This is a genomic window from Moorena sp. SIO3I6, assembly GCF_010672095.1.
The window spans coordinates 1-11024 of the sequence record NZ_JAAHHU010000170.1 but is presented as its reverse complement, the minus strand read 5'-3'; the positions used below and the strand labels follow the sequence as shown (position 1 = coordinate 11024).

At 42.5% G+C, this 11024-nt stretch carries 9 protein-coding genes; 4 read left to right on the top strand and 5 right to left on the bottom strand.

The features are described 5' to 3' along the window. Positions 1-1218: 1218 nt before the first annotated feature. Entirely contained in the window at positions 1219-3042 is a 1824-nt protein-coding gene (locus F6K49_RS29460; RefSeq protein ID WP_293102342.1) for a peroxidase family protein, read from the bottom strand. A gap of 1072 nt (positions 3043-4114) precedes the next feature. On the opposite strand from F6K49_RS29460, the gene F6K49_RS29455 reads away from it, so the two are divergent. Next, the gene (locus tag F6K49_RS29455) at positions 4115-4795 is read left to right on the top strand and encodes an N-acetylmannosamine-6-phosphate 2-epimerase (protein ID WP_293024966.1); all 681 of its coding nucleotides are present in this window, start codon (positions 4115-4117) and stop codon (positions 4793-4795) included. Between the two features lie 38 nt (positions 4796-4833). On the opposite strand, the gene F6K49_RS29450 is transcribed toward F6K49_RS29455, so the two are convergent. Further along, on the bottom strand, positions 4834-6252 hold the full coding sequence (locus F6K49_RS29450; protein WP_293102337.1) for an LCP family protein: 1419 nt from the start codon (positions 6250-6252) through the stop codon (positions 4834-4836). Between the two features lie 234 nt (positions 6253-6486). Continuing rightward, complete coding sequence (locus F6K49_RS29445; protein ID WP_366514246.1) at positions 6487-6933, bottom strand: hypothetical protein; 447 nt, start codon at positions 6931-6933, stop codon at positions 6487-6489. Positions 6934-6994: 61 nt separating this feature from the next. Here F6K49_RS29445 and F6K49_RS29440 point away from each other — a divergent pair, with 61 nt between their 5' ends. The 3 genes from F6K49_RS29440 to F6K49_RS29430 all read left to right on the top strand — a co-directional run bounded on the left by F6K49_RS29440 (position 6995) and on the right by F6K49_RS29430 (position 9143). Next, positions 6995-7189 (top strand): hypothetical protein, encoded by a 195-nt coding sequence (locus F6K49_RS29440; protein WP_293054223.1) that lies wholly within the window; start codon positions 6995-6997, stop codon positions 7187-7189. Between the two features lie 132 nt (positions 7190-7321). Next, the gene (locus F6K49_RS29435; protein WP_366514247.1) at positions 7322-7903 is read left to right on the top strand and encodes a type I restriction enzyme HsdR N-terminal domain-containing protein; all 582 of its coding nucleotides are present in this window, start codon (positions 7322-7324) and stop codon (positions 7901-7903) included. A gap of 451 nt (positions 7904-8354) precedes the next feature. Continuing rightward, a complete protein-coding gene (locus F6K49_RS29430) occupies positions 8355-9143 on the top strand; it encodes a hypothetical protein (RefSeq protein ID WP_293102331.1) in 789 nt (262 codons plus the stop codon). A 713-nt stretch (positions 9144-9856) separates the two neighbouring features. Here the strand turns inward: F6K49_RS29430 and F6K49_RS29425 are convergent. Both F6K49_RS29425 and F6K49_RS29420 read right to left on the bottom strand, forming a co-directional pair. Next, positions 9857-10093 (bottom strand): hypothetical protein, encoded by a 237-nt coding sequence (locus F6K49_RS29425; RefSeq protein WP_293102328.1) that lies wholly within the window; start codon positions 10091-10093, stop codon positions 9857-9859. 380 nt (positions 10094-10473) lie between these two features. After that, positions 10474-10758 (bottom strand): hypothetical protein, encoded by a 285-nt coding sequence (locus F6K49_RS29420; RefSeq protein ID WP_293102325.1) that lies wholly within the window; start codon positions 10756-10758, stop codon positions 10474-10476. Positions 10759-11024: the final 266 nt, after the last annotated feature.

The following is an 11024-nucleotide window of genomic DNA, read 5'->3' as shown; positions in this document are numbered from 1 at the left end:
GCTTGAAAGCCTTGTCGGGTATGCCTTCTGCCTTCATGCAGCCAGCCCTATTTATTTCCTATTCATAATTCCTAAAATTTGTCAAGTTTTTTGTAAAGAAATATGTTTATAAAGCATAGCTTACTAAACAGGGCTGTTTCAAAATCTTATAAGTTAACACTGATAACAGTCATGATATAATCATTGCTCATAAGAGCCTGTTTGCTTTTAAGGTGTTGACTGCTATTGAAGGTTTTCTCCTGATTAAGAGCATTAAGTGCTATCCGCCCGCTCCTTGTAGAGCAAAATTCCGAGGACTATGAAAGGAAAGGATCTGACATTGATCTTCATTCCAAATAGTATCTAAACTCCAATGGAGTTGATCCTCAATACCCCAATGTTGACGAATAGCACAACAAAGAACTTACTAATCCCCTAACATAGAAGTTAGATAAAATTGAACTTCACGAGTCGTTTTATTCCAAAGATGGCAGACTATGCGCTATATTAAAGATAGTTTAAGGCTTTGATGCCAATTATCTCAGGGAAGATCAACTTCCAAGTTGACCCTACGAATGATGTTATGGAAGCTCAAACCCTTATAACTACCTCTATGGTCGTGCTCAAAACACCATCTATCTTTTTGTAACTGATAGGCTGGAACTATTACCCGGTAAGGATTGTAGCTTGAATTTTACCCCCCTTGATTGACTTCGATGGATTATTATAAAATACACTATAGTTTGTGTCAAGTACATTTTATACCAAATTAGATGAGCTTACCCTGGGGGGATACAGGGCAAACCCATCTAAATTCCAAAACCCTTATCCAGTAAGGATTTTACCAACTGATTAAAAACAGCACTCGATATCTGAAATCCTTGCCCCGCCAGCATGTACAAAAATAAGATGCGTTTGCCCTGTGGGGGGATAGGGAGATGACGGGGTGACAAATAGCATTGAGCGCCTTACTGAGTGTGGGGTGTGGGGTATAGGGTGTTGGTAAACATCAGGAGCTTGAAACGTTGGTAGCGATCCAGTGGCCTGACGGGGGTTTTCCCCACTCGCGCTTTGCATCAAGAAGGCACGGTTTAATCAGGTTGCGGAAGGAACGTTTTTGCTCGGGTAACTCGGAATTCCCTTCTATTTTCCCCACTCCCCACCCCCTAGACCCCACACTCACCTTTTTGTTAAAAACCTACCCTGATCAGACCCCTCTGTTTTCCTATTCCCTATTCCCTATTTCCTATTTCCTGAGCGCTGCCCTATAGCTGCTAAACCTAGGAGTGTAACTAAGCCAATGATCGTGCTAGGTTCGGGCACGTCTTCTGGGACAACGAAAGCATTAGCCTGGATGTTGGTAATCGTTGAGTTTCGGCGAATAATGTCCGAGAGGCGAGTGCTTTCTAGATCTGGAGCCAAGGCCAGCAGATGCTCAAGATCGTTGAGGAAAAAGAACCGGTCACCATCCCTTGCCCGCCTGAACTGGTCTGAGATGACCGTATTGAATAGTTCACCGACCAAGCCACCGTTGAAGGATTCCTCAGATATTCCTCCAATCCAGAAATCCACATCCTCTACAGACTGGTAGATTTGTTCAAATAGAGCTGCTACTTCTGGGTTAGAAGTAATGCCAAGTTCGGTATCGGTGGTCAAGAAGGCAGTGACCGGATCCAGACCGAGTTCCACACGAGCCTGATTGTAGCCGGGAAGGCCAACTTCCCTTGCCCGCGCAATATTGATTGAAGCAAGGTCAAAGCCACCGGTGGCAATCGGGGCAAGGAAGTTCCGCACCTCGTCCACTATCTGATTGTCAACCTCTTGAGCCACCTGGGAAGCTAAACCTAAAAACAGTGAATCGACGCCATTATCAATCACTTCTTGGGGATTGAAGAAGGCATCGGCAAGGGAGATACTTCCGAGGGAAGTGCCGTTATTGTTAATGCGCTGAAGCTCTGGGGAGAGAAGAGTGTGGCCAACGCGGAAGTTAGCATTGGCAAATTCCACACTGATACGTGGGTCAACTGTGGGATCGTAGCCAGAGTAATCCTCCAAAAGGCTATCCCCCATGAGCAGCGGTAGGAATTCATTGTATGTGATTACCTGAATCTGAGCACCAACGACCTTACGGACTGATTCGTAGATAAAGTCGCCTTGATCAAGTCCTGACTGATGTAACTTCTCCAAAATGACCGGGTCGCCAGCGTCAATTTTTTCAGCAAGTTCTTCAGCCAGACGATTGTGCTCCCGTACGAACAAAGTGTGAGCTGCGGTTAAACCAATTTGTTCGTTGGCACGAACATCGCCAGCGATGAACAACTCTTCTCCTGATATAGGAGGGGTAGTGTTGGCATTAGGAAATCCGCCAGTGTTGAAAGGCAGTAGCTCTTGGCCATTGATACTCTGGCTCTTGAGCTTTCCACTACCGTCATTAGTACGCAAAAATTCCGCCCGCACTGAATCAGATCCGTAGACCTGTGAACCATCAATAAAAGAAGTTAGCTGGTTGATCTGCTGGCGCGGATTGCCAGGTCCAGTGCCAGTGCCTGGAGCTGCAGGAACCCTGATCAAGGGTATCAATGGCGCGAGTGGATCCGGAAGACCAGTAGCAATGTCAATAGGGTTAATTGGGATGGGGGTGAAATCTTCTGGTGAGCGATCTAAGCCTCCCTCATTCAAATCCAAGTCGTGATCTATGAACTGCCCCCACTGCCAGATCCAGTCACTGGCGTTCAGGAAATTAGGTACTAATTCCTTCTGGGGCACAATCGTATTGCTAATGTCACGGGGGTTAGGCAGAAGATTGCCGGTGCTACCGGTTATTCTTGGTGCGTTGAAGCCATCCTCGTAAGCAGGAGTCAGGAGCCGAAGCAGTTCTGTTTCCGCTTGACCCAATGTGGGATCATTTAGGTTGTTACCAAATCCGTTAATGGTACGAAATTCTCCTGCAGCAGCAGGCACAGACATGGAAAATCCTAGGGCAGCGAAAGTGGTTATTGCTAAACCAAGCTTACGAGGCTTGAAGTTTCTAACCACTTCCAAGTTAGATAAATGATTTTTCATAAGGTTAGTACTTAGGTTAAGATTGCATCCCAACCGCTAATGTGGTAGATGCAGTAAAATACTTTATCTGTTCTAAGAAGGTGTTTGGAAAGTAGCTACATGGTTTGGTAAAGGCCGGTAATTTACTTTAGTTATCCCCAATATTCACAGGTTTTCGTCTAAAGTAAGTCTTCACGTAAGTCCTTCATTTATCGCCAGTAAATAATTTTTCAAACGGGCTATACGAGTGATGACGTATTTCTTTTGGCTACATAATTTATTCCGTATTTACCCCATAGTCAAGATTAAAAATTACTGCTAGTTGCTAATTTTAAGATAGCTGGATTTCGGATATCTACCGCAAAAAAAATATAGTTTTACAGAATCTTTAATTCTTTAATTAAAGATTATCTGGATAGAGAAGCACAATAAATCAATATCTTGCCAAGCCAATAAATCTTGATTGTAGATAAATATAGTGTAAGGATTCAGGTAGAGGGGTTGACAAAATCATAAAAGTTAAAGTAGCCATTGATTAGTAAAGCAACTCTACCTCTTTTGGCTGAATAATCTCGTCAGTTTCCCAACGAAAAACTGGTAAAATGCTTGGTAAATAAAGCTTAATTAATTAGCTATAACTGTAAATTTAACTAATAAAACTTATTAGAAAATGATACTCTATGACATGAGACTCTACCTGAAAACGACCTGATCAAAAAAAGCGATAAAGTCAAAACACAACACATACAACTACCAAGGCGATCTCCGTAAGAGTCCGTGGCTCTGAGAGATGGAGAGATGGGGAGATAGGGAGATAGGGAGATGGTAAGATTTTTATTAAGGGTAATTATCTGGAGATATTATAATATAATAAACCCAGTGCTTAAACCAATTACTATATAACGGTTATTAGATTTATGAGCTACACATAATTTTTCCCCGATTCCCGATTCCCGATTCCCGATTCCCGATTCCCGATTCCCGATTCCCGATTCCCGATTCCCTAAAATCCAAAACTTCTGTAGCTTACCTATTTTATAAATGCTGTGAAACCTCTATATATCGATCATCACTTACTGTAACCACCAACAACATGGCAGCTAATTATCTCAATTCAATTCGTCATAGTCTAATTGTTTCTTGTCAGGCACCCCGTGACTCACCCCTGCACCACCCCCTAGTGATTGCCGCTATGGCACAAGCTTCGATAAATCAGGGGGCATCGGGTGTGCGTATTGATACACCTGACCATGTGGCAGCTGTCCGTAGTCAATGTCCCACTGCTCCAATTATTGGCTTGTGGAAGCAACAGTTACCGGAGTCTGAGGTTTATATTACTCCCCAGTTTCACCATGCTAAAGCGATCGCATCCGCTGGTGCTGATATTATTGCCATTGATGCCACATTACGGGAACGTCCTGGAGGGGAAACAGTTCAAGATTTAATTAAGCAGATTCACGATACACTGGGTAAACCGGTGATGGCAGATGTGGATACCCTTGAGAGTGCGATCGCAGCACAAGCCGCCGGTGTGGATTTAGTTGGTACCACCCTCTATGGTTACACTGCTCAAACCAGCCATCTCTCTCCTCCCGGCTTTGGCCTACTCAGCCAGTTGGTGAAGCATTTAGATATCCCAGCCATTTGCGAAGGAGGTATTGCCACCCCCAAGATGGCTCAAACTGCTCTAGAATTGGGAGCCTATGCGGTTGTTGTCGGCACTGCCATTACTGGCATTGATTTGCAAGTTAAGGCTTTTGTCGAGTTATTATAAGTAGGATTAACTGTCCACTAGCCCTATAATTAGCCTTGCTAGAAGCTGGAAAACCTATCTTTTTCTTGAGAATCCAGTTTCTGTAGCCAGTCTTGACCCAACTGAATAGTAATATCTGAGGAAAGAGCGCCAGTGCTTTCTACCCGCACTTCCCCAAATCCCAAATAGTTACGGATAGTGCCAGCACTTTCATCGTCTCCCTGTTGGGCAATAATGCGAGTGGTGCGCAATGGTTCCCTAGACAATTTCTGATCAATACGAACATTCTGGTAGCCACCTCGGTTGAGGTTGCGGAGCATAGCCTTAGCGACTTGAGAAGAATCTGTAGTGTATTGAATCGCAATCCGCAGGGATGTGGAGTTGGCATTGGAGTAGTAGGTATAGCCTTGACCAAAGTGCTGAGCCACCATCTCCTGGATGCGGCGGTGGTTTGGCAACCAGTAACTGGCTTGTTTCTTGCCATCGTTACTAAATCGACCAGGCAGCATTAGCATTTGGACATTGGCTCGTTTAGTCTTGGTGGCAAAACCCGCTAATGCCACTAGCTCTTCTACACTTAAGTTGGTGTCAATGTGGGACTGAATAACTGAGAGGATTTGTGGGATTCGTGCTATAGTGCTAGGTTTTAGTGCCTGTTCTACCAAAGCCCTCATCAGCATTTGTTGCCGCTGAACTCGACCAATATCCCCATACTTGTCATAGCGAAAGCGCAGGAACTGCATCGCTTTATTACCATCCAGGTGCTGTCTACCTTTTTTGAGGTTGATATAAAGGTGTTGAGAGTGGTCGGTGTACTTCATGTCCTTGGGAATATAGACCGTAACTCCTCCCAAGGCATCCACCATTTTTTCCACACCCTGAACGTTTACTCGGATATAACGGTCAATGGGCACATCATCAAGAAGATCACTGACCGCCTTCGCTGTGAGTGCAGGCCCGCCAAAATAATTTGCAGCATTGAGCTTAATTTTACCATGTTTCTCAATACGAGTTTGAGTATCACGAGGCATGGAAAGAACTTTGACTTTTTCCCCGTCTGGGTCAAACCGTAGCAGGAGCATGGTATCTGACAAACCCTCTAAGGAATTGACCAGAGCGTGGTATCCCAGGTCTACTTCTGGGGGTTTATCTAGATCAGAGGTTAGGACTTTGATACCAAGAAATAAGATATTAACTGGTCGAGTCAACTCCGGCAAGTGCATGGTGTTGCTGGAGATGGTTTCCTCTTGGTTAAATACAGATTTCTCGTCCGGAGTCAGTTCACTTTGCAGCAAAGGGGTACTTGCCAGGGATACAGCTAGTATTGCACCTGCTGCCGCAGATGACATGGCCACTGCGGTAAAACCTAGCCAAAGCCAGAGCCAATTCCCTCGCTTGACTTTTACCTTTTTTCTGCGAACGGGGCGAGTAGGTCTTCTCACTACACGGCGTTTTCGATAAGTTCTTTGAACTGGCACTGGGCTTCCTCACACACAGGCAATAGGGATGGTATTGACAGAAGAAGACTATTCACTCCTGACCGGTTTCACATGGTTGACCTGGATCTTCCATCTTAAGGTTTAGTATTAATACTCTATAGCAGGTTTTATAACAGGTTGCTGCCTGATCAGGTAAATTTTCGATCAACCTTGCCCAATCCGTCAGTCAAAACCATCATTAGAGTACATTATTTCTTTTAGTAAACCCCTAAACTAGGACAAATACTTGCCCAGGATTCCTTCAGAGATCCGGCTAATCCCAGGCAAGCGTGGTGACTGGCGCTGCCATAAGCGCACCATCACAGCGAAACTGACCAGAAAATAGCCAGATGTCAGCATAGCATTGAGAAACAGCAAGCGTAATGTCCAAAATTCCGACAATTGTGCTCCTGCTGATAATAAACTGTACCCTAGCAACCAACCAAAGGCCAAGGTGACCGACAAGCGACTCACCGTTTTTTCCTCTCTGGTTCCCTGAGAGTGGTACAATGTCCACAGTGCTGGAAACAAGCCAAAGATGGGGACAAGGTAAATAAATAGCTGTAAGCGCTGAATATCTTGATTTTCGGTAGAATTTGTCTTTTTCACATGCTGTTTCATCCGTAGCTTGCCTTGATAATCGCTCAAACCCCATGATTTGGTGGTTTTCCCTCTTATCATGACATTTCTTAGTTGTTATTCACCAATGAAAATATAGTAATAGCAATAGGGCAATGGCAACATGGATAATCAGCTCAGCTTCATTATCAAACTCGTCATCCTCTCCACGATAATTTCTGTTATTATTAAATATGTTGCTCCCAGTGTACCCATTGCCGCTACATCTGTTAATGGGTTGATTGGGATCCTGGCTCCAACTGTGATTTTAGCGATCGCATTAGTAGGTCGAGCCTGGAGCTATGGGAAGTCTAACTGACAAACTAGTGGTAAGCCCTAACTAGCTTTCGCGGTCGGCGATCATAGGTTTCCCGAGAAGTTAAGACATACCTTGGCTCAATCCTGATTGATGGTGAAGACGATACCAATAACAGAACTTAGCTTGCATGATGTGAAGGTTAAATTTAACCTCAGCCCAGCAGAAGATGACCAATTTTTCCGAGAGTGGCAGGAGGAGTTACCAGAACTTACCGACACTGAACAGCAGTCCTTAGAGCAAATTAAGGCTCACATGCTATACCTGGAACAGTATCCGATGGTGGAAGACATTGTCAAAATGGTAGTGTTGTCTCCCTTGTTAGGACTAGCGGGCTTTTATGGTTCTCCCTTTCACCTCAAGACAGAGGCCGCAATAGAGATTGCCGCTGTTGAGGAGCACGAAATCCTGCGGGGGCGTATTGATGTGTTGGTGCTACAAGACCAGTTTTGGGTATTAGTGATTGAGTCGAAACAAGCTGGATTCTCTCTCAAGTCAGCAATTCCTCAGGCATTGACCTACATGATGGCTAATCCTAATCAGTTGCGCCCTAGTTTTGGCTTGGTGACTAATGGCACTAATTTCCGGTTTTTGAAACTAACAAAATCTGGTATACCGATGTATGCTCTTTCCGATGAGTTTACCCTCTATCGTGGCAATGACTGGTATAATGTGCTTAGGATCCTCAAGCGCATTGCTCAATTGGTTGTTAATTGAGTTTTCGTTAGCTTTTACGGGTTGTCACCCCTCATAACATTTGCTAAATTCGTTTTGGGAGACCAGTCCAGGACTGAAGGAGGGTTACAGCTATAGTTTGATAAGAAAAGTTAGAGCGGTTTTCACCCTTAATCGCCCCATAGCTGATTAGGGGGTAAGCTGAAAACGAGCTGTTGCTGTAACCAACAGTTTGTTTACTATGGTCTACTTATTTGTTTATTTGTTTTAAAACAGCTCTAATAAAGGCGCTCAGAAAAGTAAAATTACTCTGGGAACTTGAGAGCGATAGGGCTGAGGTCACTGATAAAACGAATAGAAAATCAGTGTAAAGTTTCTCGATTCCTAGGAAAAGGGGATAGGGATAATTAGAGCATAATTATTTATGGAATCAGCTAATTAAGTAATTGATTATCAAAATTAGATCTGATAGGTTCTTTCAAAATCATTAACAATGACAAGGCAAGTCACTCCAGAAGAGATACCTGCTATTCAAATAGGGGCTATCATTGCATATATTATTGTTTTATTTTCTAGTATTTGGTTTATTCAATCTACTGTTTGTGACATTAGGGAAACAAAAGATAAACTGGCCGTACTGTTGGGTATATTTGCTGTTGCAGGGATAGTGCCTTGGCTTTATACCCGAGTTATTATAGGACAATTGATGCAGATTAAGCGCAAGGATTCTCTTGAAAAGAAAGCAAAATATCCAACAGTAGCTTACCTCGTTGAAAACTTACAAACATTGTTAAGCCAAACACAACCGACTCCTGAAGTTGAGGGTTTACTTGAAGAATTGCGGAGACAAGTAGACAACCTTGCTACCTTTGATAAAAGGACTGAAGCCCGTGATCAGGCTGTGAAGTGGCTTAAGAAAAAGTGGCTTAAGAAACGGTTACGGTTAAATAAATCCGATATAGTTAGAGAGGCCGCACAAATTGTTTTGGATAACTACAATAATTTTTCAGAGCTTTCTAGAAAAGAAAAAAAAGAAGTCAAAGATGGTGTTAATAAAAATATCAATGAATGTATTAAGTTTATTATTTATACTTTGCAGCATGGCACAAGTATAAATCCTTACAAGTTAAAAGATAGCTTTATACTTGAACAAGTACAACCTTATGTTGCCGCTCTAGAATATATAAGAGATAGGAAACTGTCTGAGTACTGCAAGAATGATTTGGAGGGTGAAGAGGTTAGGAAATATATTGATTTCTTAATTGAGGATCTGAGGGTCTGAGGGTCTCTGACCTCTAATTGATTTACGGCGGTTTGCATAACTATCAGGTACACAGGATTGTTTTCCCTCTTTCCTGCTCACTGCTCCGTTCGCGTAGCGTGGCCCACGGCCTCAGTCCCTGCTCCCTAAAAACCTAGAAACTTTGTACCTAACTGAATTGCAAACCGCTGTAATAGCTGAGTAAATTTATAAATTTTTAGAATTAAGCAGGCGCACAAAATTAATTAGACATTTTCCGAAACTCAAAGCATTACAATGTAAGGGTTACAGATGTTTGTAGTAGGTAATTAATTATTTTTAGGTGCTTAATTAAAAAAAAGAGGATTCTCTAAACAGGAGAATCCTCTTTTTCCTCTTGAATTTAGCAACTTGGATTTAGTAGCTATGTTATCGGCAAAATCCTAGGATTTAAGTAGATGGGTTGAATTATCCGAGTTCTCCTAGACTGATTATAGTAAATGAGCTTAATCCCTTAAATAGCAAGGGATTTAATAAACTAAAAATACATTTTGATTAAAATTGCATTTTTAGTTTAATCAAAACCTTACTAAGTAAGGGCTATAGCGATTATTTGATACTAATTTATAATAGCAATCATAGGAGAGCCATTATCCGTAAAATAGCGATTGAGATTCCAAATCGTGAAAACCTCTTGAATACAAGCTTCCAGCTTCATTCTCGGATACCGAGTTTTAACGTTTATTTATGCCCACCTACTTATATTTTTTTGGGGGCTTTGATGGGCCATTATAGTTATCAGCTACTATCTCGCGATATGTTTTAAGATCAGATATGGCCTTTTTGAGAAATTTTTTGGAATTTATGATTAGATCGATTGCCATTGGATTAGCATTGGATTTTCTGAGATTACCTTCAATTTTCGTTAAAGTTGTAGAGATATCGTCTAGTCTGTTTATTTCTGTATCAACTGCATCGGGTTTCTTCGGCATCTGTCACTTTCCAATGTATAAATGGTTAGTGTAACTAAGGAGTTACTAACCATTTATACATTGGAATGCAAACAATATCAGGACGATTATATAAAAAAAAATGGCTTTGCTGAAGTGAAGTATGAATTTAGATCCTTGGATTTTGTAAAAGCCCCCTAAATCATCCAAAATTGGGGGCTAGGGGGGTGTAATTATACCCATAAATATTCCTTGCCAAGCTTTTATTTAATCGAAGCTTGACGATTTATAGCGGTTTACAATTAAACTAATTACAATACTAAAAAGTAGTCAGTAGCCAGTATTTTGGACGCTACTTAACCTAGACACTAACTACTATAGTTTTGTTCCACAAACTCAAAATTGGATCTAAAATATGGTAACTAAAGCCCCATAACGCTTTCAGAGATTGCTTTCTCCCAGTTTGACAAAAGAGGGTCATAGCTACCTTGGTATGTGCTGTAGATGCGATATCCCGGTAGTACCAGTGCTAACCCACCAAAGCCATGGATAGTGGCTGGATAGTTTTCTTCTGGAGCAACCCCACCAATGCGAAAAGATAATGGTCCAAGCCAAAGGTAGAGACCAGGAATTAATGTATCCATGCTGTAAGCGATCGCGTAGCGGCTCCATTGGACCATCGCGTAGCGTGACCGTAGGTCAATCACTGACAATTATGGCGCTATAAAAAAAAAGCCTGCACTCAGCAGGCTACCGATGTTTTTAGAAAGATTTAGTCGATCTAACTCTGGTTAGATCCAAACCATAAATCAACCAACCACAATGTACTCACTATTCACAGCAGCAGTTAGTGTGCCCTGATCCAGCAAAGCCTGATAAACCATCGCAGCTACCTCACCACGAGTGGCCTCACGCACGGGATTGAGTTTCCTCTGGTCAGGGGAATTGACCACAATCAGTTTTTTAGTAGCGG